The organism is Acidobacteriota bacterium (assembly GCA_035471785.1).
Classification (GTDB): Bacteria; Acidobacteriota; UBA6911; order RPQK01; family DATIPO01; genus JANQFM01.
In genome coordinates, this window is the sequence record DATIPQ010000138.1 from 91637 (window position 1) to 116281 (window position 24645).

General features: G+C 61.1%; 20 protein-coding genes. 14 read left to right on the forward strand and 6 right to left on the reverse strand.

The window, feature by feature from the left end:
- Positions 1-162 precede the first annotated feature (162 nt).
- The 3 genes from VLU25_19660 to VLU25_19670 form a co-directional block, all read right to left on the reverse strand.
- Positions 163-2523, reverse strand: a complete 2361-nt coding sequence (locus VLU25_19660) for a creatininase family protein (GenBank protein ID HSR70155.1) — start codon at positions 2521-2523, stop codon at positions 163-165.
- Between the two features lie 172 nt (positions 2524-2695).
- Positions 2696-3820 carry a DUF1611 domain-containing protein gene (locus tag VLU25_19665; protein ID HSR70156.1) on the reverse strand — a complete coding sequence of 375 codons (1125 nt, stop codon included), beginning with the start codon at positions 3818-3820 and terminating at the stop codon, positions 2696-2698.
- Positions 3817-4920 (reverse strand): pyridoxal-phosphate dependent enzyme, encoded by a 1104-nt coding sequence (locus VLU25_19670; protein ID HSR70157.1) that lies wholly within the window; start codon positions 4918-4920, stop codon positions 3817-3819. The genes VLU25_19665 and VLU25_19670 overlap by 4 nt, the downstream gene beginning before the upstream one ends.
- A gap of 32 nt (positions 4921-4952) precedes the next feature.
- Between VLU25_19670 and corA the strand changes: the two genes are divergently transcribed.
- Positions 4953-6095, forward strand: coding sequence for a magnesium/cobalt transporter CorA (gene corA, locus VLU25_19675; protein HSR70158.1), 1143 nt, complete (start codon positions 4953-4955; stop codon positions 6093-6095).
- On the opposite strand, the gene VLU25_19680 is transcribed toward corA, so the two are convergent.
- The 3 genes from VLU25_19680 to VLU25_19690 form a co-directional block, all read right to left on the reverse strand.
- On the reverse strand, positions 6092-6784 hold the full coding sequence (locus VLU25_19680; protein HSR70159.1) for a hypothetical protein: 693 nt from the start codon (positions 6782-6784) through the stop codon (positions 6092-6094). The two genes, corA and VLU25_19680, sit on opposite strands and share 4 nt — an antisense overlap.
- Positions 6785-6794: 10 nt before the next feature.
- The gene (locus VLU25_19685) at positions 6795-9194 is read right to left on the reverse strand and encodes an ABC transporter permease (protein ID HSR70160.1); all 2400 of its coding nucleotides are present in this window, start codon (positions 9192-9194) and stop codon (positions 6795-6797) included.
- A gap of 1043 nt (positions 9195-10237) precedes the next feature.
- Positions 10238-11275 (reverse strand): hypothetical protein, encoded by a 1038-nt coding sequence (locus tag VLU25_19690; GenBank protein ID HSR70161.1) that lies wholly within the window; start codon positions 11273-11275, stop codon positions 10238-10240.
- A 737-nt stretch (positions 11276-12012) separates the two neighbouring features.
- On the opposite strand from VLU25_19690, the gene VLU25_19695 reads away from it, so the two are divergent.
- The 13 genes from VLU25_19695 to VLU25_19755 all read left to right on the forward strand — a co-directional run.
- Positions 12013-13476 (forward strand): flagellar hook-length control protein FliK, encoded by a 1464-nt coding sequence (locus VLU25_19695; GenBank protein ID HSR70162.1) that lies wholly within the window; start codon positions 12013-12015, stop codon positions 13474-13476.
- 23 nt (positions 13477-13499) lie between these two features.
- Positions 13500-13844 carry a flagellar hook capping FlgD N-terminal domain-containing protein gene (locus VLU25_19700; protein HSR70163.1) on the forward strand — a complete coding sequence of 115 codons (345 nt, stop codon included), beginning with the start codon at positions 13500-13502 and terminating at the stop codon, positions 13842-13844.
- 64 nt (positions 13845-13908) lie between these two features.
- Positions 13909-15165 (forward strand): flagellar hook protein FlgE, encoded by a 1257-nt coding sequence (locus VLU25_19705; protein ID HSR70164.1) that lies wholly within the window; start codon positions 13909-13911, stop codon positions 15163-15165.
- Positions 15166-15336: 171 nt separating this feature from the next.
- The gene (locus tag VLU25_19710) at positions 15337-15852 is read left to right on the forward strand and encodes a flagellar basal body-associated FliL family protein (GenBank protein HSR70165.1); all 516 of its coding nucleotides are present in this window, start codon (positions 15337-15339) and stop codon (positions 15850-15852) included.
- 16 nt (positions 15853-15868) lie between these two features.
- A complete protein-coding gene (locus tag VLU25_19715; GenBank protein HSR70166.1) occupies positions 15869-16276 on the forward strand; it encodes a FliM/FliN family flagellar motor switch protein in 408 nt (135 codons plus the stop codon).
- The gene (gene fliO / locus VLU25_19720) at positions 16277-16624 is read left to right on the forward strand and encodes a flagellar biosynthetic protein FliO (GenBank protein ID HSR70167.1); all 348 of its coding nucleotides are present in this window, start codon (positions 16277-16279) and stop codon (positions 16622-16624) included.
- Positions 16621-17397, forward strand: a complete 777-nt coding sequence (gene fliP, locus VLU25_19725) for a flagellar type III secretion system pore protein FliP (GenBank protein HSR70168.1) — start codon at positions 16621-16623, stop codon at positions 17395-17397. Before fliO ends, fliP begins: the two co-directional genes overlap by 4 nt.
- Positions 17398-17419: 22 nt before the next feature.
- Positions 17420-17686 (forward strand): flagellar biosynthetic protein FliQ, encoded by a 267-nt coding sequence (locus VLU25_19730; protein ID HSR70169.1) that lies wholly within the window; start codon positions 17420-17422, stop codon positions 17684-17686.
- Between the two features lie 15 nt (positions 17687-17701).
- Positions 17702-18484: a flagellar biosynthetic protein FliR gene (gene fliR / locus VLU25_19735; protein ID HSR70170.1), complete on the forward strand. Its 783-nt coding sequence runs from the start codon at positions 17702-17704 to the stop codon at positions 18482-18484.
- Between the two features lie 148 nt (positions 18485-18632).
- A complete protein-coding gene (locus tag VLU25_19740; GenBank protein HSR70171.1) occupies positions 18633-21029 on the forward strand; it encodes an ABC transporter permease in 2397 nt (798 codons plus the stop codon).
- Between the two features lie 347 nt (positions 21030-21376).
- Positions 21377-21880 carry a hypothetical protein gene (locus tag VLU25_19745; protein HSR70172.1) on the forward strand — a complete coding sequence of 168 codons (504 nt, stop codon included), beginning with the start codon at positions 21377-21379 and terminating at the stop codon, positions 21878-21880.
- A 1118-nt stretch (positions 21881-22998) separates the two neighbouring features.
- Positions 22999-23589: a hypothetical protein gene (locus tag VLU25_19750; protein HSR70173.1), complete on the forward strand. Its 591-nt coding sequence runs from the start codon at positions 22999-23001 to the stop codon at positions 23587-23589.
- Between the two features lie 25 nt (positions 23590-23614).
- On the forward strand, positions 23615-24645 hold a 1031-nt coding region (locus VLU25_19755; GenBank protein HSR70174.1), incomplete at its 3' end, for a hypothetical protein.

Here is a 24645-nt window from a genome sequence, read left to right on the forward strand (position 1 = left end):
AGCTCCCTTCAGCTTACCATTTTCAGGCGCCAACCCGCGCAGGTAGTCGATGTAGAGTGTCAAAGTCGATATGGTCTGTCCCTCGAAGGTCGTGTCGTCGACGCACAGCTATGATCATGAGCCTACGATGGTTGGAAGGATCTGTCCAGGGCGGGACCAGGTTCAATAGCGGCGCTCGTAGATTTCCTCCAGGGAGAGGTCTTTGAGGTCTTCGACCAGTTCGACCAGGTTTTTGACCATGACGTCCCACATGCGGCGGCCTTTTTCGGCCGAAGCCTTGGAGGGGTCGCCCAGGACGCCGGAGGGGGAGATTTTGGCGGTGCGGGCGTACCATTCGACGCTGCGCTTGGAAGAGAAGTCGAGGTAGCGGGAGGAGAAGCTGGGGACGAAGCCTACCGCCTCTTCCATCTTCACCAGGTCGGGACGCACGGCCAGGCTGGTCGAGGTCTCGATTTCTCCGGCGTGCACGTCGTCGCGGGTTTCGGAGATCTGGCCTATGTCGTGATCGGAGGTCTCGCCCGTGTCGACGCAGGTGAAGATGTGGGCGTCGCGGTTGATCATCTGGGCGGCGAATTTGAGCGTTGCCAGGTTGCCTCCGTGGCCGTTGATGATAATGAGCTTGGTAACGCCGTTGCGGGCCACGCTCATTCCGATCTCGTAGACCAGCCGCGAGAGGGCTTCGTTGCTGACCGAGATGGTGCCCTTGAAGTCGTCGTGGTGGTAGGAGACCCCGTAAGGAATGAGGGGCAGCACCAGCGGCTTGGGATGGGTGCAGGCCTCGGCCACGCGCCGGGCCAGATAGTCGGCGTCGAAAGCGTCGGTGTCGAGAGGCAAGTGGTGGCCGTGCTGCTCGACGGCGCCCACCGGAAGCAGCGCCAGGTCGACTTCGGCCAGGCGGCGCTCGGCCTCGGGCCAAGTCAGCTCTCCCAGCATGTAGGACGACGATCCTTCCCGGCTCTGGCCGTTTCTCTCGTAGGGGTAAGGACGCGCCAGGGACTCGTCGCCGAGGGGGTCGAAGTCGATCCACAAACGCCCGCTGCGGCGGACGCTTCCCGCGGCGTGGTGCAGCATCAGCGGCCACAGCTTGCGGCGCACGTCCTCGGGCAGTCCGTCGGGCGGCGAGTGCTCGCGGTCGAAGCGCAGCTTGAGCGACTCGGGATGGGGCTTGGCCTTGCGTCCCAGGGGAGAGTCCTGTGCGATGACCTTCCGCTCCACCAGCAGGTGGGCGACCTGAAGAGCTGCGGCCGCCTCCTGGTGTGAGCCCTTTTGGGCGAATGCGGCCAGGCACTCCTGCTGTTGCTGAGGAGTGTATCCGAGGGCGGCGGGGTCCTGTCCCAGCGCCGTCAGCATGGAGACGATACGGCGGCACTTCTCGCAGCGTCCGCAGGGGAGCACTCGCCCCTTTTCGCCATCGCCCGGCTCCTTCTCACCCTGCTCTTTATGGGCGGCGTGGCAGGAGAGCTGAAGGCGCAGGTAGTGGGGATAGCGTTCGGCCAGGATCTTCTCGATGAGCAGTTCAGACAAGGGACGCAGCACCGAAAACTGGTTCAGCGTCCAGCCCTTGCGCCGGTAAAAGCGCGAGAGGGCGTTGTCGAAGTAGCGGCTCTGGTCGTAGAGGCCGTCGTAGTGGGTGATGCCCTGATGGCGCGTGCGGACGGAGGTGTCGAACTCGCTGCCGATGACCAGCCGCCCCACCTTGCGCTTGCGCAGCAGGGGGAGGGCGCCAGCCAGGAAGACGGCCACGGTCCACAGGCGGACGGGATAGATGTCGGCCCTCAGACGGTTGAAGTCGGGACGGATGAAGGGCAGTTGGCGCAGCATCCAGTTGAAGAGGCGGTCGGAATTGGTCCACACGCGGGCCGTGTTGGGGACCTGGCGTGAAAAGTGGCGGTAGGCGTTGAGGGCGGTGAACCAATGACGTCCCGACTCGTTGACGAAGACCGGGTGGACCTCGTATCCGGCCTCTTCCAGCAGTCCGTGGGAGAGCAGCGAGTCCTTGCCGCCGCTGCTGAGAATGGCGAGGCTGCGGCGTTCGCCCGTCCAGGGAGATCGGTCCCAGGCGTCCTCTTCGGGCAAGGGGTCTGAAAAGATCATCTCGGCTTGCAGATAGCTGTCCAACCGCCGGGGCCTAAAGGGAAGCTCCAGCCCCGTGAGAAAGGGGTTGGGCTGGAGAATCTTCTTGACGTAGATTTCGCGGGCCGTGTTGGCCGCCATTTCCTTCAGGAAGAGGCGGTCGGCTTCGTCCAAGGGGCCTTGAAAGAGGATTTGCCGGCAGAAGAGCCCGTAGTTGAGGGCCACCTGAGCCGCCATCAGGGCCGCCAGGTTGTGGTCGGCGGGCGACTTGGGGTCGAAGACGTCCTCTTCGAATGCGTATTCGAAATCGAAGCTGGAAGTCTCTCCCCGCAGGGGCGTAACGACGTAAGCGGCCCGCAGGCGCCGGCGTTCCAACCGTACCGGCCCCACCTCGAGACGCTCCAAAACCAGCAGTGAATCCAGTGCAGAGTCGGTTTGCCGTGATTCCATACGGGTTGCCCCTGTTCCTTCGAGTGCTACGCGTCAGCCGGAGAATATCAGAGCCATGGGCGCCGGGGTAGATCAGCCGGAGTCTTGGCACGACGGCCGGTGGACAGGTTAGGGCCACAAGGAGGCCAACAAGTTCACGCACAAGTCAGGTTCCAGTGACCGCGGTGAAGGCTTAATTGCTCTCGGCGGTGTGAGGCCCGTCGCTGCGATTCTTCAGGTACTTGGCGATCTCCTGGGCCAGTCCCTGGGGGCCGTCCAGCAAGACGTCGAAGGCGGGCAGGCCGGTGTCGTGGCGGATGTCTTCGCAGGCCCCGGGAACCTCTTCGGGCCTCATGCCTTCATGGTTGACGGTGATGGCCACCACAGGACGGCCCGAGATCATCTCGATGACCTCCACCTGCTGGGAAAGGGAATGCAGCGGATATCCCGGAAAACCGTCGTACTCCTTGCGCGTCGGCGCGTGCTGCACCACCACCACGTCGGGACGCCCCGCCGCCAGCAGCTCGTAGCCGCCGGGATAGGCCGGATTCATGAGGCTGCCCTGTCCCTCCAGCACGATCACGTCGGGATGCTCTTCCTTGCAAGCGCTCCAGACGGCGTGCTCGATCTCGCCGGCCACGAAGTCGTTGACCAGCGAGTCGAGGACGATGCTGTAGCGGGCTCCTTGCATCCAAGCCGTCTGGCCGGTGCCGATCAGTTCGGCGCTGTGTCCAAGCTCTTGCAGGCCGTCCACCAGCAGCCAGGCGGTGGTGCGCTTGCCCACCGCCGAATCGGTCCCCAGCAAGGCCACGGTGAAGGAATCGACCTCCTCGATCTTGCCGGTGAAGAAGTGCAGGTCCTTGCGGTGGGGAGGCTTGCGGATGTCGCGGATGACGGCTCCCGAGGCGGCGGAGACCTTGATCAGCTCGGGGTCTTCGCTGAGGAAGTCGTGCAGTCCGCAGTCCACATTGAGTCCTGCCTGCAGCGCCTTGAGGACGTCCTGACGGGCTTTGGGACTGAGGCGTCCGCCGTCGGGAGCCAGCCCCACCACCAGATGGGTGGCCTGTCCCGAAGCGGACTCGATGGCCTCTTTCAGCGAGGCGTAGATGGGGATGCTTCGGGGAACCCCGTCCAGCACCTCGCGGGCATCGCGTCCGCCGTAGAGCGAGTCGACAACCGAGAGCACCTCATAGCGGCGGGTGCGGCGCACCAGGCCGTGAGCCGTCTTCCCGTTGGGGGTGTTGAAGGCTCCCTGGCAGTAGACGATGGCTTTGCCTTCGGGCAGGCGCGCAGGAGGGATTCGACTGTCTTGGCTCATGATTTCCTTCCTGTGAGGATGACGACGTAGCGGTCGGCGGGCAGAGGATTCTTGGCGTGGCCCTTGAGCAGGGCGATGAGTCCCGCCGTAGATGCCGGCAGCACCATCAGCCCTTCCTGCTCGCGCAACAGCCGCGAGTAGGACTTCATGGCGCGGTCGCTGCCGTGCTCGGCCCATCCCGAGGTGGCCCGGATGGCGTCCAGCGCCCCTTGCCCGTCGATGGAATGCCAGTTGATCAGGGGCTCGTTGACTTCGGTCTCGCGGATGCGCTCGGGGGCCAGGTCGCGGCAGCGCTCGTCGCCCCGCAGAAAGGAGCTGACGACGGGATTCTTGTTGTGAGACGAGCCGGCCACGATGTGGGGCATGCGCGAGGTGCGTCCGCGCCGGTAGAGGCTGAGGAATCCCCTGTAGATGCCCAACAGGGTGGTTCCGTTAGAGACCGGAACCGCCACCGCCGAGGGAGCGTCGCGCAGATCGTCATAGATCTCGTTGGCGATCTCGCCATAAGCCTTGAGCTGAATGGCAACGTTGCTTCCGCCCGGATTGGCGTCGTAAATCTCGTCCTTCTCGGCCCGCTCACGCGACTGTTCGACGGCGGCCTCATAGTCGCCCGGGACGCGTTCGATCTGCACCGGGTACTGCTGCATCTCTTTAATGCGCTTGGTGTGGTAGCCCTCGGGAATGTAGACGACGCAGTCGAGCCCGCACAGCGAACAGGCCAGGGCGGTGGCTACGCCGTAGTTGCCGCAGGTGGCGATGGTGACGGTATCGAATCCGCGTCTCAGCGCGTCCATGGCCTGGGCGAAGGCGATGCGGTCTTTCTGCGTCCCGCTGGGATTGCCGCCCTCGAACTTGAGATAGATCTGGCGCAGGTCGACCTGCCGTTCCAGGTTGCGGGCCCGCGATTGGGACGTGTCGCCTACTTCCGAATCGATGATGTCCTCGAAGGCCTCGATGCGCCGTTCCAGCGGCAGCGAGCGGTCGCTGGCCGTCTTCTTCTCGCGCTCCAGTTCATAGGCGATGGGAGGCGAATGGGAGTCGGCGTCCTCCCAGTTAAGGGGAGGGAACTCGGATGCCTGAGGGGGGTCCGGCGAACTCATCCCGCCCATAATACTGCAAGCCCACGGGAACCATGCAAGCACGCTTCGTCGTGGCGGCCAGCCTCGGGCCGGGCCCGGCGGCGGTGTCGGAGGAGCGGGGTATCCTAAGGAGGATGGTGATCCGTCTCAAGAGGAGCCGCGCCAAGCGCCCGGTGGGCGCTGCGCCGGGGACCCTGGTTCATATCGGCGAACGCAAGTTGGAGAGAGTCCGCTTCCGCGTCATCGACTTCGACCTTGAAAACCTCGAGGAAAAGGAGCTCAGGTCGGTCGAGGAGTGCTTTCCCTATCGCGACCGTACTACCGTCTCCTGGATCAATATTGACGGCTTGCACGATGTTGAAGTCATCGGGCGCCTGGGAGAACACCTGGGACTTCACTCGCTGGTGCAGGAGAGCATCCTCGATACCGATCAGCGCCCCACCATCGAAGAGTACGACGACCACCTCTACGTGGTGGCCAAGATGCTCAACTACCAGGACGGCAAGCTGCAGATCGAGCAACTCAGCCTGATCGTGGGAAGGGGTTTCGTGCTCACCTTTCAAGAACGGGTGGGCGACTTCTTTAATGGGGTGCGCGAACGCCTGCGGGGCGGGCGCGGACGCATCCGTTCGCGCGGACCCGACTATTTGGCCTACGCCTTACTCGACGCCGTTGTCGATCAGTACTTCGTAGTCGCCGAAACCCTGGGCGAGCGTTCCGAGGAATTGGCTAACCGCCTCATGCGCGAGCCTCTCCCCGAACGGGAAGAAATCTTTGAACTTAAAATGGAGGCCGCCGAATTGCGGCGGGCGGTATGGCCCATGCGCGAGGTGGTCGAAAGCCTCAAAAAGGAAGAGCATATACTCATCGACGAGGCTAATCATGTCTTTCTGACCGACCTGCGCGATCACGCCGTGATGGTCATGGAGCAGACCGAGAGCCTGCGCGAGACCACCTCCGGGCTCATCGACCTGCACCTCTCCAGCCTCAGCCAGAAGATGAACGAGGTGATGAAGGTCCTCACCATCATCGCCACCATCTTCATTCCCACCACCTTCGTGGCCGGGGTCTACGGCATGAACTTCAACTACATGCCCGAACTGCAAGTCTGGTGGGCCTACCCCGCCGTCCTCCTGCTGATGCTCCTCATCGCCCTGGTCATGCTCCTCTACTTCCGCCGCAAACGCTGGCTCTAGTGCAGCGAGTCAAAAGCCTCGCCTCGTGCGGATAGCGGTTGCAGTTCAGACGAAATTCCGCTTCTGACATAAGGGAACGAAAGATGAGGTTCGCCCCCGGAGTATTGCCCGACTCGGTTGACGAGGACTTCCGCGGCGGCTTCATCGAGTGTGCCGAACGCCACAAAAAGGGGTTGCTTCTCCTGCCCCAGCAACAGTGTTGCCGGTATCGTGCGGATGCCGGTCTGAAGTTCGAACGTCACCGGATCTTCCAGGTAAAAGAGCTGCACCCTGGTCCGGGAGGCCGCCAAGAGGTGATCGGGGATCTCAGCCAAGGAGGCACCTTCTTGATTGGTGATCACCCAAACATCCACTGGCCTGTCGCGGTTTTCTCGTCTGAGAACACTGGACAAGGCCCCCTGCGGACGATCAAGAGCGGAGACGGGGTCGCTTCTGAGCGTGAGCAACCGGAGGGCTTCCTCTTCCTGAAGTTGACCTACCGAACCCAGTTGCTTCAGCGAATCCTGGCGGACTGAGGAGAGGTCAAAAGGGGCAAACTCACAATCCTGTCGCGCCGCTTCGATTTCAGATGTGATGAGGTTCTCAAGAGCGCGATTGTTGACGTAAAGACGTCCGGCCACGACCGATAGAAGCAACAGAGTGATGAACCAAAGAAGATAGAAAGGCAAAGAGAGGCGAGGAATCTTCATTCTCATGCACCTAGGCAGTCGAGCGATTGAGGATCTGAAAGGCTTTCGCCGGGGGCTGGACTGCAACCCGCAGCGCTGGAATGAAGCAGGCCAGCAAGCCTGCGATGAGAAGTGCAGACACCCCCGTCAACAGATCGCTCCAAGCCAGTTGACCCACATCGAAAAAGAGGCTTGCCAGGACTTCGCGAAAGGCTTGGGCACACAGGACGCCGGCAATGAGACCTGCCAGCATGCTTGCCGCGCCGTCGAATAGAATCCGGCGAAGGAGTTGAAGCGGGTGGGCACCCAAAGCCAGCCGGATTCCCAATTCCGGGCGTCGTGCGGCCGCAATGGAGGCCGTCACTCCATAGAGACCGAGGAAACCAATCGCCACACTCGCGAGAGCCAATAGGGACATGACAAAAGCATAGAAATTCGACTCGGCGAGCGAGTCACGCACCAAGTCGTCAACGACCACCGTAGAGGCGAAGGGGGCGGCTTGATCGATCTGGCCGACGACTCGCCGGACGGCGGTTTCGAAAGCCGCCGGCTCCTCCGATGTACGCGCGACCAGATACAGAGCTCGAGTGCCGTTATCCATCTGACCGCCCAGAGGTTCATACACTTGACCGCGACGCCTGAGCGACATCGGTTCTTCGTCGATGGCGTACTTGCGAACGCTCCCGACCACACCGATGACACGTCCCCAGATCAGGTCTCCTCCCATCATTCTGCCAAGCTCCTTGCCGATCGGATCCGTTCCGGGCCAGAGGAAATCTGCCAATTTGGAGTCGATCACTACAGCGGACTGGTTTTCAGGGCCATCCTTCTCGTGACCGAAAAGACGTCCTCGCAGGAGCGGAATTCCAAGCGCTTCGAAATAGCCGGAAACAACCACGAAGCGGTCAGCCGTGACCGGGTCATGGTTCCGGTTGCTGATCTCGCGGCTGACGTACTTGCCGAAACGACCTACACCGCTTAAGGGGAGGGAAGTGACGGCACCGGCAGACTCGACTACGGCTAGACCCTCAAGCCCATCGACCGCTCGCTCAAAAAAGACCCTGCTCGACTCCTTCTCAGAATAGGTAGAGCGCGGCAGTACGATCTGTTGGGCCAAAACCTGATTCCCATCGAAGCCAAGCTCAAGATTGCCGACCTCAACGAGATTGCGTACGAGAAGAACGGTGCCGCTGACCAGCACCAGGGTCAAAGCAAATTCAACTACGATGAGAAAGTTCTGAAACAAGAGGGCAGGTTGTTTACCGTCTCGGACGGCCCCGCCTTGCAGTACTCGGATCATCCTCTTGTCAGATAGGCGCATGCGATTCGAGAGCGTAGCTATGACAACTCCTGCGAGAGAAACCAGGCCCACCGCCAACACAACCGGCGGATGGAGCCCCACCTCAGACAGGCGGGCGACTTGGTCTCTGCCCAGAGATTGCAAAAGTCTCAGACACCAATAGGCTAAGATCAGCCCGACCGAGGCGGCAGCCGCCGAAAGGAGAAGCGACTCGGCCAGCAGGGTAAAGCTTGAGCGCAGCCCGCCGCCGCCGAGTGCCAAGCGGATAGCCGTGTCATTCTGCAGTTTGCGTCCTCTAATCCAGAGCAGGTTGACCATGCTGATCACGCCCACCGCCAAGACAAAAAGAGCGGCCATCATCAAGACCCGATACTGATATGAAGCGTCCCCCGAGAGGTGCTCGCGCAGGTAGCTCAAAGTGACTGGAGGCCCTCGCCGAGTTCTCGGGGCTTGGGCGGCAACTGCTTCCAGGACGGCTCTCACTTCAGCCTCGGCGGCTTCCAGTGAAATCCCAGATTCAAGACTGCCCGTCAGATTCATGATTCGGGCAAAAGGGCTGTCATAGGTCCGCGGCAGGGCCACGCTCGCCGGTAACCATAGGTCGATGTCGTCTGAAGGAAAAGAGAAGTCCTCGCCCATAACCCCGATGACGGCGTACTTTTCGTCGCCGATGGTCAGATTCTGCTCTTCAAGATCCGCAGCGGCGGCCATGCGGTTGCGCCACAGCGATTCGCTGACAATTGCCAGCTTGGGTCCACCGGGCGTGTCTTCCCGAGCGTCGAAAACCCGTCCTCGGGTCAGACGCGGCCGTAGAACTTGAAACAAACTGGATGAAACGAAGGCCGCCGGAACACGGAGAGGCCGATTGAGTCCTTGGACTTCGCGTGTTTGCTGCGCAAAGATGGCAAGGGATTCAAATGTCGTGATTTGGGACGACAGCGTCCGGTAGTGGACCGGTGCGATTGACTCCAGTCTGTCTTCCGCACGAAAGACGACAGTATGATCGTTCCGTTCGTACGGCAGCGGCTTCAGAAAGATGGTGTAGAACAAGCTCAGGACACTGGTGAAGGCTGCGATGGCCAACGCCAATACCAGTACACTGCTCAGGGAGAAGCTCGGCGATTTCGCCAAGCTTCTCCCTGAGTTTCTCAATTCTCTAAGAAATAATGAAACTAGCTGCATTTAGGTTCCGCACATATTGGCGCAGCACCAAATGTCGGGTCCGCAATCGTCGCCGACCAGACAGTCTTCAGTGCCTGGGTCGGTACATCCTTGAGCATCGCCGCAGCAATGGTCTTGGCCGGCAAATTGAGCGGAAACCGGAGCTGCGACTAGAAGGGTCAACAGGGCGAAGCTCAATATGAGCAGGGTTAAGACATTCGTAAACTTAATCCTCACAAACTTGTCCTTTCGTTTGGCTGGTTAGGTGGTTCGAGGCGAAGACGCTGAGTCAGAACTTCGATTCGACTCTCGTCGAGAAGGCCCAGCGAGATCATCTCGATAGAGTGGTTTTCTGTGAGCAGTATCGTGGTTGGCGTTGCCGCAATACCCGTCTTCAATGGGAACACCGTAGGGTTTCGAGGACGCAATATCTTGGGCGACCGGCCCATTCCACGAAGAGTCGCGGCCACTTGCCCGGGTATCTCTAGCCCGTCCAACGTCAGGATCCAAATGTCAAGCGTCCTTCCTTCCGGCAGGCGCCGAAAGAGGAGATTCCACCGGCGCAGATTCTGTCGGCTGGCGGGACATTGATCGCTGGATACGAGCAGCAATCCCAAGCGGGATTCTGCCTGAGTTGGCTGACCGCTAGCATCCAGATCGGGCTCTACCAGGAGAGTTTCACCTGCAAGATCTAGATGAAGTCCTTGAATCGGTGTCGGGATGTGCCTCTCCTCGAGCAACGAGGCCCTGTCCCTCTGAAGGTGCTCCCACTTGAAATATTGGTACCAGGTGAATCCAATCAGTAGGATCGAGATCAATAGGATAAAATAGTAATTCTTGGAACTAATATTACATCGGCTCCTCCCGAGAACCGTATCATTGATGGCTTTCGTCGGTCAACTGATCTGTCATTGATGATTGACTTGAGGCGCGGGGCGACGGATGCCCATGACCAGAATCAAGAGCCCCCGCGGAGCTTTGAGCGAAGATACGAGGTGGTCTGCCATCGCAGCTTACTCATCTTTTCTTCCCTCGGAGCTCATTAGAGTCGTTATGGTTGACTCAATAGCTTGTCGACGTTGATCGTCACATTTCGAACAGATGCTGAGGGTGTCCAACATCCTTGAGGCGTAGCCTCGGGCCTGTTCGCAGTACTCGGATAGTTCACTCTTAGCCCGGGAAAGCCGCAGGGATCGTCGGGGGTCTTCCCGAGGAAGGGCGCTAGCCGAGTCCACGCTCCTTTCAAGGCGGTCGATCTCCACGCCGAAGCAGAAAGGAGTCAGGGCGAACATCGACAAGAATCGCTCGATGTCATCACGCTCTTTTTCCAGCTTGCCTAGAAAATAATATGTGGGACAGGGGGGATTCCGGCGAGAGATGGCGTTGAACCTTCGCCGGGCTTCATCGGGCCGTGAAGTGTGATAAGCGACCAAACCGCCCAGGTATAGGGCCTTAACAGTCCCGCCCAACTGCTCCTCGGCTTGCTGGACGTACGACCAGGCGGCCTTCTCTTGGCGAGCTTGATAGGCGTTGAAAGCCAAATAGTAGAATGCCTCGCCGCGAAAATGCTTCTGTCTCGCCTGGGTCTCGTCCCCGGCCTGATCTACGGCCTTAATCAAACGATTCAGGACTTGGTTTGACCTGGGATAATGCGCTTGATAATGAAGCGAGACTCCTAACCCCAGCAAGGACTCCAGGTGCCTGGGGTGCTTGTCGAGAACCCTGCCAAAGTGCTCGGCGGCTTTTGCATAAGCACCCGCGGAATAAAGCTCGTAGCTCCCAAGCCTGGCCAGTACCCGCGTATAACCTTCGACGAGGGACAGAGCCTCCTGCAAAGCAAGCAGACCCGCGACTGGCTCGTGGTTGTCTAAGCGCTGTTCGCCCAGGCGAGCCTGTGCCTCTGCGAATAGCGGATCCGTGTCCAGAATCTCCTGGGGCGCCGCTTCGCCCCTGCGAAGGCGGAGATAAGTGAGTACCGGAGCCGGAAGTCCCGACTGGCCGGCAGGGACCTCAGTTTCTCCCCGACTCTCCCCTTCCAGCAATAGCACCAACGACTCTAGAGACGGAGAGGACCAGTCGGCTCGTTCCGCTGGCTCAGTGGCCGAAGGGGGATGACCTAACAGGCTGCAAAGTCGCTCGGCTGGCTCGCTCGTGTACTCGCGGCAAGCCTCTGCCGCTGCTTGCCGGCTCACGACGGTATCCAACTCCTGCTGAAGCCGGATCAACTGCAAGAGCCTGCTAACTTGAATCTTTTGCCGGAGAGTCCTTGTGGGGTGGATGTCTGAGGCTTGACGAAAGAGCCTCTCGGCTTGGTGCCAGCCGTAGAGATGGTGCATTCGAAAATGGCGGTCACCTGCCTCGATCAGCTCTTGGTTTTGATGATTCGACTGTGGAACGGGCGTTTTAACTGGCTTCTCGTGGCAAGCTAAGACGAGCCCGCATACGAGTAGAAGCAGTACCCGGCGCGTCGCTTCACAGAGCTGACGGAATCGGTATCGCATCTCAGGCAAGCCAGTTTATCGTGGCTCACTGCTGCAATCAATTTGGCTATTTTGACTTGACCGAGCCATGGCCGTGGTGCAAGCATTGCCTCAGAGCTACGCAGCACCTCGATATTCCTAGTCTGGCGGTGTGATTCTTTCCGAGTCTGCTGGGCAAGATCTGCCTAAAGACTCCCTGTCCTGCTCTCCAGAAATCAACAAAAACCTTTATTCACAGCCATTTAAAATCTTGCCTCGCGATTTGGCACGGTGAGTGCGAAAGAGAGGTGCGCCGGAAAAGGAGAATCATGCAGCCGATTCAATTCATATCGCCCGAATCTTTATTCGCCGGAGAGGCCCAGGGGTCGGTTCCTCTGGGGGACGGCCAGGTGAGCGCCGACTTCATCCAGGAACTGATAGCGCGCCTGGTCGAGGGGCAGGAAGAGGGTCTGGCGGCAGAACAGATCCATGTGCAAGAGGATTCCGCCCAGGAGGAAGTCCAGTTTCTCAAGGGCTCCGCCGATTCCGCCTCACGGCAACAAGACATCGACGCCGAAGATCTTTTTTATACCGGGGTCGTCGTCGAGGGCGAGCCTCCAGTGGTGACCCCTGGGACCAGGGTTCCCCAAGGATCGGAGACCCGCCAAACCCTGTTTATCGGCCAGAGCGGGCAGGATGTCCAGAGCGAAGTCGAGAAGGCCGCTCCGCGGACGGCCCCTTCGCGTCCCATCGTTGAAATCGAACCCCACATCGACGCAGCCGCCGCCAAAGCCCTGCGCACCCGCCTGGCCGCTCCCCCGTCCACCCTCGACCTCGATCAAGTCATCGACGAGGCTGTGGCTCGCAGTGGCCGCCAGTCGAGGGCGACGGAGGGTCTGCCCGAAGACCTTCGAGGCGTCGATGTGCGCCGCCTGGTAGGCGCGTCGGTCGCCGCCGATCAGGTTCTGCGTTCCTCCAAGGAGGAGGGCGCCGGGCAGGGAAGTTGGCCAGGCGGCTCCTCATCGGCTTCTTCTAGCGGCGCCTCGCAAAGTCAATCGGCTCCGGCCTTGGACAGCCGTCAGCAGTCCCAGGGAGACCGGGACGGCTCCCAGGAGCAGCCCTACCGAGACCCGTCCCGCGCTTCCAACCAGAGCGCGCGGGCCGGCCAGCCGCAGGCTCAGACAAACGCCCAAGCCTCTTCGCCGTCAATCGCCGCACGCTCCGGCGCCGAAGGCAGTTTTTCGGATGCCTTGACCGCCGCCGGCGCCGAGCCGCGCGCATCGACGGCTGCCCAAACGCGCCCCGCCGCAGCCGCGGAAGCTCCCTACCAGAACATCCGCGGCGCCGATCAGGACCAGGTCTTCAATCAAATCGTGCGCAGCGCACGGCTCTTTCAAAGCGAGGGCGGGCAGAACTTCGAGATCCGCCTCAAGCCCGAATTCTTGGGACGCATTCAGATCGACACCCGGCTGGGCGCCGACAACACCCTGACGACCCGTTTCCTGGTGGAGGATCCCGAGGTCAGGGCCCTGCTCGAGCATCGTCTGCCGGCGCTGGCCGACCGCCTCTCCGAAGGCGGCGTGCGCATTCAGTCGGTGGAGGTGCAGAACATGAATTCCGGCGACGCCGGACGCTCCCAGGCAGACGCCCAGCAGGGACAGCAGCGTCCTGGAGAGGGCGGCAAAGCTCAGCAGCAGCATTCAGCCGACTCCCGAAGGAACTCCGATTCTTCCCAGCAAGAGAGCAACAACCGTCCACGCAGCCATCAGGGACTCATCAGCCTGGTGGCCTAGGCAGGAATGAAGGAAGAGACATCATGGAAGTAGGATTCAACCCCATTCTAGGCAACTCGGACCCCACTGCCAGCTTTGGCAACCAGCAGTTGGGCCGCTTCGAGTTCCTGCGCTTGCTGGTGGCTCAGATAGCCAACCAGGATCCGCTGGAACCGGTGGCCAATACCGAGTTCGTGTCCCAGGTGGCCCAGTTCAGCTCGCTCGATGAGCTGGTCAAGATCCGCCAGTTGGGAGAGATCAACCAAGCCATTTTCGAACAGTTGCTGGCCGGCGCTCAGGAGCCCGACGCCCCGGCCGAGCCGGACGCTCCCCAAGACCCGGGCGCGACCGACTCAGGTGGCGCTGCCGACGACGGCGAGAGCAGTTAATTGAGCCTGCCCTCCTACGCTGAAAGCTATGGAGGGCAAGCACGTAAACGTTAGGAGGAAGACCATGGGTGGAGCTTTTTTTACCGGACTGTCAGGCCTTGTTGCCAATTCACTGGGTATCGAAGTGGTGGGCAACAACCTGTCCAACACCAATACTGTCGGCTACAAGGTCAACAACATCCACTTTGCGGAACTCATCTCGGGCAGCAATCAGTTGCTTAAACTGGGGCAGGGAGCCCGCACCGAGCGCCTGGCCGAGACCTTTTCCCAAGGCTCTTTGCAGGACTCCCAGATCCCCACCGACATGGCCATCCAGGGCGGAGGATTTTTCGTGGTCGGCGACGGCGTCAATTCTCAGTTCTATACGCGCGCCGGCAACTTCCAGATCAGCCCCGACGGGTTTCTCACCAACAGCGAGGGACTCTTCGTATTGGGCTATCCCGCCATCGACGGGGAAGTCAATCTCAACTCCGGCTTGCAGCCCGTCCAGATCGTGCCCGACACCGGGCTGGAACCTCGCGCCACTTCGTTGCTGCGCATCGGGGCCAACCTCAACGTCGACACGCCGGAAGGCGAGATCTTCACCACCGCCGTCAGCGTCTTCGATTCCTTGGGCGAAGATCACCAGATCACCCTCCACTTCACCCGCACGGCTTCGGGGTGGGACTACGAAGTGCAGCTTCCCGCCGAGGACGTGGGGGGCGCAGTGGGAGATCCGCCCGCCGTTTTGGAATCGGGATCGATCACCTTCGACGGCGACGGCCGAATCGATACCGTAACCACCACCGGAGGCGCCCTGCCGGCGGGCAGCGACGTCACCGGCATCACCATCAGCGGATTAGCCAACGGAGCCAACGACCTCACCTTCGACTGGGATCTCTTCGACGAGAACGGCCAGGGATTCATCACCCAGTTCAATCTTCCCAATGAAACCCAGCTTACTTTCCAGGACGGAAACGGGGCCGGATCCCTGACCGGCATCGTGGTTCGCCGCAACGGCGTGATCGAGGGACTCTTCTCCAACGGCGAGACCTCCCCGCTGGGGCAGCTCGCCATGGCCAAGTTCACCAATCCCCAAGGACTGGTCAAGGTGGCCTCCAACCTCTATTCCAAGACGGCCCAGTCGGGAGATCCTTCCGTAGGCGAGCCCGGCACGGGCGGACGCGGGGTGATCAGGGGCAATGCCCTCGAGAGCTCCAACGTCGACATCGCCGAGGAGTTCGTCAAGCTCATCATCTTCCAGAGGGCCTACCAAGCCAACTCTCGCCTGGTCATTACGGCCGACGAGGTGGTTCAGGAAGCCATCGCCCTCAAGCGGTAAATCTGACGCTCGACGCCGATAATCGTCAAGATTCTGTCGGCTCGAGCAGGACCCGTGACGCCTTCCTCCCCCCCCGGACCGGCGCAAACCCCTGGCTTTCAAGGGGTTTGCGCCGGTCTTCTCTTTTTGGCATCCCCTTTGCTTCCTCGCTGGTCGTCGGAGGTGATGAACGTGGCCGAGCAACTACAGGCAAACGAAGCAGGGCAGGAAGCACAAGCGGTCAAGAAGCGCTCCAAACTTTGGATCATCCTGCCTGTCGGATTTCTTTTCGCAATCATCTCGGCCGGACTGGGAGCCTATTTGGGAGGCATCTTCTCTTCGGCCGACAGCCAGGTGGAGGCAAGCGCTCCGCCTGAGATCGTCAACGAGACCTTCCCCTTGGATCCCATCGTCATCCAGTTGGCCGACGACACGCGCAAGCAGCGCTTCGTGAGGCTTTCGGTCACCTTGGGACTCTATCGCCCTGAGGATGGGGAATCGAGGGGCCTTTCCGACGAGGTCACCTTTCAACCCAGGGTGCAAGACCGCCTCATCTTTGCCATAGGCAGCAAGACCAGCGATGAGTTGAACGCCCCCGGAGGCCGTCAGCAGCTTAAAGACGAGTTGCTGACGCAGATCGGCAGCGTTTTTCCCGAGAATTGCGGAAAGTTGAAAGAAGTCTACATCACCGAGTTGTTGATTCAGTGAGCGAGGAGGGGGCACCATGGCCGGTCCCGCAACACAAGAGGCGGCCCAGGAAACTTCCAATGCGGCCGCCAGTCAGACCAAGTCGGCAGTCAAGTCCGCAGCTAAACCCGCAGCTAAATCCACGGTCAAGCCCGAAGGCGAAGACTTGCGCCGTTCCCCCCAAGAGCTGGGCCTGGAGCTGGCCCAGGTCGATCTGGACCGCTTCGGCGATATCCCCTACCGCATCGACATTCTCATCGGCAAGGCCGTCAAGAAGGTCAAGGAGATCCTCGAGATGGAGGTCGGCGACACGGTGGTGCTGGACCGACCCGCACACGAAACCGTCCTCCTGACCATCGAAGGCGTCACCATCGCTCAGGCCGAAGTCGTCAGTTCTGACAGCGGCGCCAGCATCCAGATTTCAGACGTGGGGTGGGAGGCATAGATGATTTACGCCCAGAGCTTCATGGCCTTGGCGCTGGTTCTAGGACTGGTGTGGTTGTTCTACCGCCTTTTCATGCACCTTCAGAACCGCTTGGGTCTTTCCGGGCCTGACCGAAGCATCCAGGTGGAGGAGCGGACTTCCCTGGGCGACAAGCGCCAGTTGCTGGTGGTGCAGGTCGACGGTCAGCGCTACCTCCTGGGGGCCACCAGCAGCAATATCTCGCTGGTCTCGGCCCTGGGCGAAAAGCCCGAACCGCAGGCTGAGGAGGATGCCTCCGACAACGCCGCCGCGGAGTCGAGGCCTGGATTCAAGTCTTTTAGAAGTCTGTTGGGGGAGATGGGGCTGTGAGCACCCTCGGCCCAAAGAGGAGCCGTGCCTGCAAGCGCTGGCTGGTCCTGTTCTTGTTGCTGGGAGCGCTGACCGTTCCGGCCTGGGCCCAGCAGCAGGCCAGTCCGCCCTCGCCCAATCTCAACGTCAACTTCGACTCGGGCGACAGCTACTCGGTTCCTCTGCAACTGCTGGCCATCCTGACCCTGCTTTCCTTTCTGCCGGCCATGCTGATCTCGATGACGGCCTTTACGCGCATCATCGTGGTGGCGCATTTCATCAGGCAGGCGCTGGGGACGCAGGGGGCGCCCAGCAACCAGATCCTCATCGGACTCTCGCTCTTCCTCACCCTGTTCGTGATGGGTCCCACGCTGGAGCAGATCTACCAGGGTGCGGTGGTGCCCTACCAGCAGGGGACGCTGCAGGGCCAGGAAGCACTGGAGGCCGCGGCCGCGCCCATCCGCACCTTCATGCTCAAACACGCCAATGAGAAGGAGCTGGCCCTTTTCGTCAAGGTCGGCAAGCTGCCTCAGCCGCGGACGCCCGACGACCTTCCTCTGCGCGTCATCATCCCCGCCTTCATGCTCTCGGAACTGAAGGCGGCGTTCACCATCGGATTTGTCATTTTTCTGCCCTTCCTGATCATCGACATGGTCATCAGTTCGGTGCTGCTCTCCATCGGGATGATGCAGTTGCCGCCCATCGTCATTTCCACCCCCTTCAAGATCCTGCTCTTCGTGCTGGTGGACGGCTGGACGCTGGTGGTCACCTCCTTGATCGAAGGATTCGCCTGATCGGCCCGGAGGACCCTCGCTCATGACCGAAGCAACCGTAGTCGAGATGCTGCACGGAGTGGGAATGCAGGTTCTGTGGCTGGCCGGCCCGCTGCTGCTGATCGGCCTGGCGGTGGGACTGCTCATCAGTGTGGTCCAGGTCGTAACCTCTATCCACGACCCCACCCTCAGCTTCGTGCCCCGCATCATCGTGGTGCTGGTCATGGCCCTGATTCTGCTCTCCTGGATGCTCAACCGTCTGGTCAGCTTCACCATCAACCTCTTTCATCAAATCACCCAGTTGGTTTAGAGGCTTGAACTTGAGATGATCGACATCGGCAACACCCCGGAGTACTTCATCGGCTTCGCCCTGCTTCTGGCACGGGTGGGCGGTCTGATGATCTTCGCTCCCTTCTGGGGCAGCTTTGCCATCGCCCGGTCCATCCGGGTGGTGCTGGCCTTGGTCCTGTGCGCCGTCCTTTATCCGGTCATCGGAAGCCAAATCACTCTGCCCTCGCTCGATCCGGTGACGGTGGTGCTGGGACTGGCTTCAGAAATGGCCGTGGGGCTGATGCTGGGGCTGGCGGGGCAGATCTTCCTGGCGGCCCTGCAGTTGGCCGGCACGGTGATGGGCTTTCAGATGGGATTCAGCCTGGTCAACGTCATCGATCCTCAGACCAACGTCGAAATCTCGGTCCTGGCTGTGCTCTACAACCTGGCCGCCATCACCCTCTTCCTCATCATGGACGCCCACATCTGGTTTTTCCAGGCCATGGTCGACAGCTACCAGATCGTCCCGCCCCTCACGGCCAGCCTCTCCGGCCAGCTCTTCGACGAGATGCTGCGCATTTCCTCGGGACTCTTTTACCTGGGAGTCAAGCTGGCCATGCCCATCGTGGTGGTGGGCATCACCGTGGACGTGCTGCTGGGAATCGTGGGAAGGGCGGCGCCCCAGATCCACATCCTCATCGCCGGTCTTCCCCTCAAGGTGCTGGTGGGATTCATCATGGTCACCCTCACCGCCCGCGCCCTGATACCCTTCTTCGACCATCACCTCTCCGACCTCCACCGCGACCTCTACATCATCCTCCGCACCCTGGCGGTCTAGCATCCGGGCCGTCCTCAGCCTGCTGGATTTCCAGCACCGTCCGCTTTTGCAATGCCGATTCCCAGGTACGGACAGGCCGGCGTCCCGCAAGCCCGCTGTCGACGGCTCCCGGCGAATGGTACAGGGCGTGCTCCCTTAACATGTTTGCATGGAAAATGTCGCCCGTGACCTGCGGTTCGCTCTCCGGATTCTGCTGCTGCATCCGGGATTCACCGCGGTGGCAGTGCTGTCGCTGGCCCTGGGAATCGGGGCCAACAGCACCATATTCAGCGCTGTCAACTCGGTCCTGCTCAAGCCCCTGCCTTTCCGTCAACCTGAACAACTGGTGCGCCTTTATGAGCGATATGTGCCCAACCAGACCCTGACCGAGGCCTCGGGGCGCAGTTTTCTGATCTGGCAAGAAATGGACACCTTCCAGGCCCTTGCGCTGGCCCGTTCCAGCCGCGTCAGCCTGATCAGGGACGAGGAAGCGCGGCGGGTTGAGGCCGACGAGGTCTCGGAAGACTTCTTCAGGCTGCTGGGACGTCCCATGAGCCTGGGACGCGCTTTCGAACCCTCTGAAGTGAGGGCTTCAGCCGAGGTGGCGGTCATCGGATTCGGACTCTGGCAGCGCGACTTCGCGTCCGACGAAGGAGTCTTGGGACGATCGATCCGGGTGGACGGACGGGAAATGGAGATCGTGGGCGTGGCCCCGCCCGGCTACGGCGTACTGGGAGCCGAGAAAGGACGCGGCAGCGAGCTGTGGATACCGCTCTCCTCCGGCCTCCTCATGCGCCAGGACGGAGACGAACGCCAGTTCAGGGTATGGGGACGTTTGGCCGACGACGCCAACCTTTCACAGGCCCGGATCGAACTGCGGACCCTCTCGCGGAGTCTCGAACTCAGCCTTCCCGACAGCTATCGGGACTGGGACGTCCATCTGGCGCCGCTGCGGCAAGACCTGCTGGGCGATTCGGGAGAGCTGCTGAGCGCACTGCTGGCGGCCGTGGGCCTGGTGCTCATGATCGCCTGCGCCAACGTGGCCAATCTGCTCCTCTCTCGCTCTTCGCGCCGCCGCCGCGAGATCGCCCTGCGGGCGGCACTGGGAGCCCCCCGCCGCCGGCTGCTGGGCCAGTTGGTGGTCGAGAACCTGCTGCTGGCCGTCCTCAGCGGGGCGGTTGGCCTGCTGCTGGCGCTGTGGGGCGTAGACGTGCTGCGCAGTCTTTTCGCCTCCTGGCTGCCGCGGGCCGAGGAGATCTCGCTCGACTGGCAGGTCTTTCTCTTTACTTTGCTGGTCTCCCTGCTGGCCGGGCTGCTCTTCGGACTCGGTCCGGCCTGGAAGGCTTCGCGGCCCAACCTCAGCGTCACCCTGCGCAATGTCCGCACGGCCACCGGCACCACCGCCGAAGGACGCGTCCGGGGTGTGCTGGTGGTCAGCGAAGTGGCCCTGGCCATGGTGCTTCTTATTGCAGCCGGCGTGCTCATCCGCACCGTGCTTGCCCTCCAGGCCGTCGATCCTGGATACCAGGCCGACAAGGTGCTGGCGATGGAGCTGCGCCTTCCCTCCTGGAAGTACCAGACCGCCGCTCACCGTGAAAACGTGCTGGAGGCTCTGGCCGAACGTCTGCAGCGGTTGGCCGGGGTCGAGACGACGGCCTTCTCGGCCTCGGTTCCCCCGCTGCCCGGCGTCCCCTCGAAGGTGCTGATGACCGACTATTCCTCGGGCGGACGCGGCGAGTTGGTGGACTGCTTCGCGGTCAGCCCCGCCTACTGGAAGACGCTGGGAATCGGGGTGGTGACGGGACGTCTGCTGCTCGACAAGGAACGGCGGCGAAGTCCTGCCGTGGTCATCTCGAGAAGCTTCGCCAACCTGCTGGGCGGCCCGGGAGAGGCCATCGGCGCACGCCTGCGCCTGCGCGACGGGTCGGGACGCTTTATCGTGGTCGGCGTGGTCGAGGACGTGCGGCGCGATCCGCGGCGCATGCCTTCGCCTGCTATCTACCTGCCCTTCCGGGGAGGTTCCCCGCGTCCCGTCTACGTTTTGATCCGCGGCCAGTGGGAGCCGTCCGATCTGACTTTAGCCGTGACCAGCGCTCTGCAGCGTCTCGATCCCGACTTGGCGGCCGACCGTCTGGCCCCCCTGGACCAACTGGGACGCGCCTCCACCAACCGTGAACGCCTGTCCATGCTGCTTCTCAGCGGATTCGCGGGCTTGGCGCTGGTGATGGCGGCAGTAGGGATCTTCGGTGTCCTCTCCTTCGTGGTCTCCGAGCGCTTCCACGAGATCGGCATCCGCATGGCCTTCGGCGCCCGCCGCCGCGACATCCTGCGCCGCGTGCTGGGGCAGGGAATGGGCTTGGCCCTGGCCGGCATCGTGGTGGGCGTGGTCGGTTCCTTCCTGGCTTCGGGCCTCCTCACCCGCCTCCTCCACACCACCCGCCCCGCCGACCCCGCCACCTACCTCTTCTACGCCCTGGTCCTGTCCGCCGTAGCCCTCCTGGCCTGCTCCGTCCCCGCCCTCCGAGCCACCCGAGTCCAACCCATGAAAACCCTCCGCTACGAGTAACGGCCCGCGCCTGCGAGGTCATCAGGCAAAAAAAAAGTGAGCCGCACATCCCGAGGAGCGGAGCCTGACGCCCCGAGGTACTGAGGTCCGTGCTCGATGATTTTTCTTCTGGCATCTTTGTGCGCTAAACAGCCGTGGATTAAACTAAGCGGATGCGGGATGCGATGCCCGTTGCGAGTCGTCGGAAGGCCAGCGCGCTGGTTTGCTCGGGCCTCGGCGCCTGCGCCTGCTGACCGGAGAGAGGGCTCTCTGCGAGCGGGTTCTGGATCTCGGCGGGCGCGGACGGCTTGGATATCTTTACCATCCGGTCCCTGCTGATTTATACTAGCTCTCATCTTGGATCGTCGATGAGACTCAATCGAAATTTAGGGCCATTCGTAAGTATGCTGGGTACGGCAGCCATCGGCATTCTCTTGGTCTATTGGCTCTATCAATCGCTCCTTCCTTGGACCGGGCAGCAAGACAAAACTGTTCTGGGGTCAAAGGATCTCGTTGAGCTCGCACTCAACTCGGTTCAATATGTCCAGAGCCTGACTTTGGCCACCTTCGGCGGAGCGGCTCTTTTGCTTTCGCAGAAGTTTCTCGGGCGGTGGCGCCTCCGTTCCGACCGGCTGCGCCGTTCGCTGGCCGCAATCGGAATGATCCTGTTGGTCCTCTCCCTTGGGTGTGGGTTTGTCACAATAGAATCAGTAATCGAAGCTGCCGAACAAGGCGTCGTTCTTTCAAAGACGGACTCCCTGCGACATCTCAGATTCCTCCAGTCCGGGTTTCTCGTAGTTGGTGTGATGCTCGTGGGCGGGACCATTCTGGCCGATATGATTCGTGGCTCAGGCGAAGTGTCAACAGACTGAAAGAACTGAAAGGTGGTGGCCGCCGCGATGAGAAAGCTCTTAGATGCTCATTGGATTTCTCTGCTTACTATGCTTGTTGTATTTGCAGCGGCGTATGCGGTGTCGCAGGAAACGGCGAGTTCGGCCAAGGGCCGTGTAGCCGACTTCAGCGGCGAGGCCCTTCCAGGGGCCAGCGTCTGGCTGCTAAGTGCCAGGAGCCAGACCGCGACCTTGGATTCTGACGGCGTGTTCCGTTTCGAAGGGTTAGCACCGGGCGAATACCGAGTCTTAGTCGACGCAGATGGTTTTCAGCCAATCGTGCTTCACTATAATCTGCGGTCCGGCGTTTCGTCCTATAAGAACGCTCGACTCCAGCGGTTCTATGGTGGTGGGGTTAATCCCGTTGTCGCCGTGATTGGCGCAGAGCGTGAGAATGACCGTGTTTATTTCGACGACGAACAAGGTGGCGAGCAGCGTTGCGGGAACACGCCGACCAAGTGTGTTGTCCAGCCTGGGAAACGCCGGTTTCGAGTAGAGGACCCGGAAGACGGGACAGTCCTGTGCAATTGGGACATCTCTGTGCAGGAGGGGGATGAACGGTGTTTCGTCTGCGTTGAGTCAACTCGCAAGCACAGGAAGTGCCCGCCAAAATGAAGGAGAACGGTGGTGCGATGACTGCATTTCGGCCGCTGATATAAGCGAGAGAATCCCCCAAAGAACCGTCCGACGAATCATACACGGTGAGGTCGGCGCTATGGCTCCAACCCTTGCGTTGCCGGGGGTGGCCCTCCAATATGCCTCAAGATCAACAGGAGCCTTGGGATCGGAAAGACTGGCGTAGCAGGAGTGCTTCGTAAGATGCTTCCGCACTCGTGTCATCTGGAGTGTCCCGGGAATTGGGTCGTCGGGATACCGGCACATCTTTGAGCGAGAGTGAACAATCGGATTCCGGGTGCCCGGAAGCGTGGGCGGTCGTGGCCAGTGTTGCCGACCACCAAACGGTTTGCTCCCTCGCTGCACTTCGCCAGATGGAGAGATCGTAGGAAAGGTGCAAAGGCGGCGGGAGCCAAGGAGAGACGCCCAGGAAGATGCAGGGCACGATACGGAGGTATGCGGTGAATACCAGTGTCGCTATAACAATGCGGTGGATCGAGCGGCTGATCCTTTATGCCCTGGCGGCGGGCCTGTTCTGCCTGGCATTCCTCTCGATCACTGCGGTGGACAAAGATGCCGCCCCGGCCAAGACGATGGCAGGGGATCGGCAGACTGAACTGAGTGCCGAGGCGTCGTTGAACGGCGTGAGGGTCATGGTGCAGAACTACGGCCCAGGTATCGCACTCGCCGCACTGGGGGTCGTGTTCCTCGGTATTGGCCTCATGCGTAAGCTCCACGTAGTCGTCAAGACCGCCGACGGAGGGGAGACCACCTACCACTACTTCGAGCCACCCGCGACCGATCGGGCAGCGCCGCCAGCAGTGAAACACGACGACCTCGAGGATCTTCTGCTCGCCGTGAAAGAGGTGAAACGGCTGGCGCCTGAAAGCCCGGCCGCCATTCGCCTCGAGCGCGTGTATGAAAACGTATACAAGGCGGGACGCCTCGACCCCACGCACGCCGTGAGGATAGAGGAGCTGGCGTCAAAGGATTGGCTGTCCACTGATGAGCGGCAGGAGCTCAATGCGCTTAAGCGGCGCTATCCTGAGACGTTTGCTCCCGAGTGGCGAGATTGAGTCCAATACGGCGAAGAGCACCGACATGGCTTCGACGAAACACGCCTATCGCGACGTGACGCCCGGCGTAAACCTGGAATTCCTTCGGTCCCCGCACGCGGGTGGCTTTCAAGGCGCTGTATCGGAGCGTGGCATCCAGATCCGCTGGGAAGCGCTGTTGGATCGTTTGAAGGAGAGAGAGATCTTCGACCGCTACGGTGCGAAATTGCGGAGAATTGAGGTCGAAGTTCGCCCAGGTCCGGGTACGGGGAGCCGCGCTGGTCGTGACCGCATTATCATCGATGACGGACACCTACGAGCAGCCGCCCTCTTTGCGTACGCTGTTGCTCGCCTCGTAACCGACCAGCAAATCGGGCGCTGTTTTACTCTCTGGTTCGACAACCTGATCGACGCACTGGTTGAAGGCGATCCCGTGGTCCATCTCGACGAAGGTTATTCGAAACTGCTCATCGGACTCAAGACTGGCAGAGGACCTAGGGATGACTTGACGAGGATCTTTATGGAGATCAACTTCGGTTGGATAGCGTTTCTACTGGCGCATGAGGCGGCGCACATCCTGCTCGATCATGGCGAAAAAATCACCAAGGCATTTCCCGGCTTGCCCGACGACCCGCTGCAATGGCCGAGACAGGCTGCCCAGATGACGCAGCGGTTCGAGCTCGAGGCCGACGAGACCGCTGTGCGGCTGTGTCAAGACGCAGAGCAATTCAGCTACCAAGCCATCGCAGCATCGTGTCAATGGCAGATGGTCCGTCACGTTGCCCTCGCCGCTCGTGTAGAGGCGACGATTCCGGAGACCCATCCGACCCCGGACCAGCGGTTGAGTCGTGTGCTGAGCGTTTGCGCGGGAATCACCCAAGGCGAGCGCCGCCAACTCAAAGCGGCCGCGGAAGCCCAGATGCGCCTGTTTAAGAAATACGATAAGGCCTTACGGCGTGGGAAGGTGGCGGAACTCTTCCCGATGCGCCGCAGACCTGCTGAAATGTTGTCGAAGAAAGAGCGCGCATTGAAACGAATGACGCTCGTGCAGTTCTGTCTTGACCAAGAAGGTGCCGG

What these genes read in the sequence shown, in the direction of transcription:
- VLU25_19750 (HSR70173.1), top strand. Translation starts at nt 22,999, where the DNA reads ATGCGGTGGATCGAGCGGCTGATCCTTTATGCCCTGGCGGCGGGCCTG.
- VLU25_19665 (HSR70156.1), bottom strand. Translation starts at nt 3,820, where the DNA reads ATGAGCCAAGACAGTCGAATCCCTCCTGCGCGCCTGCCCGAAGGCAAA.
- VLU25_19695 (HSR70162.1), top strand. Translation starts at nt 12,013, where the DNA reads ATGCAGCCGATTCAATTCATATCGCCCGAATCTTTATTCGCCGGAGAG.
- VLU25_19715 (HSR70166.1), top strand. Translation starts at nt 15,869, where the DNA reads ATGGCCGGTCCCGCAACACAAGAGGCGGCCCAGGAAACTTCCAATGCG.
- fliR (HSR70170.1), top strand. Translation starts at nt 17,702, where the DNA reads ATGATCGACATCGGCAACACCCCGGAGTACTTCATCGGCTTCGCCCTG.
- VLU25_19740 (HSR70171.1), top strand. Translation starts at nt 18,633, where the DNA reads ATGGAAAATGTCGCCCGTGACCTGCGGTTCGCTCTCCGGATTCTGCTG.
- VLU25_19700 (HSR70163.1), top strand. Translation starts at nt 13,500, where the DNA reads ATGGAAGTAGGATTCAACCCCATTCTAGGCAACTCGGACCCCACTGCC.
- VLU25_19730 (HSR70169.1), top strand. Translation starts at nt 17,420, where the DNA reads ATGACCGAAGCAACCGTAGTCGAGATGCTGCACGGAGTGGGAATGCAG.
- VLU25_19660 (HSR70155.1), bottom strand. Translation starts at nt 2,523, where the DNA reads ATGGAATCACGGCAAACCGACTCTGCACTGGATTCACTGCTGGTTTTG.
- fliO (HSR70167.1), top strand. Translation starts at nt 16,277, where the DNA reads ATGATTTACGCCCAGAGCTTCATGGCCTTGGCGCTGGTTCTAGGACTG.
- VLU25_19680 (HSR70159.1), bottom strand. Translation starts at nt 6,784, where the DNA reads ATGAAGATTCCTCGCCTCTCTTTGCCTTTCTATCTTCTTTGGTTCATC.
- corA (HSR70158.1), top strand. Translation starts at nt 4,953, where the DNA reads ATGCAAGCACGCTTCGTCGTGGCGGCCAGCCTCGGGCCGGGCCCGGCG.
- VLU25_19670 (HSR70157.1), bottom strand. Translation starts at nt 4,920, where the DNA reads ATGAGTTCGCCGGACCCCCCTCAGGCATCCGAGTTCCCTCCCCTTAAC.
- VLU25_19745 (HSR70172.1), top strand. Translation starts at nt 21,377, where the DNA reads ATGAGACTCAATCGAAATTTAGGGCCATTCGTAAGTATGCTGGGTACG.
- VLU25_19705 (HSR70164.1), top strand. Translation starts at nt 13,909, where the DNA reads ATGGGTGGAGCTTTTTTTACCGGACTGTCAGGCCTTGTTGCCAATTCA.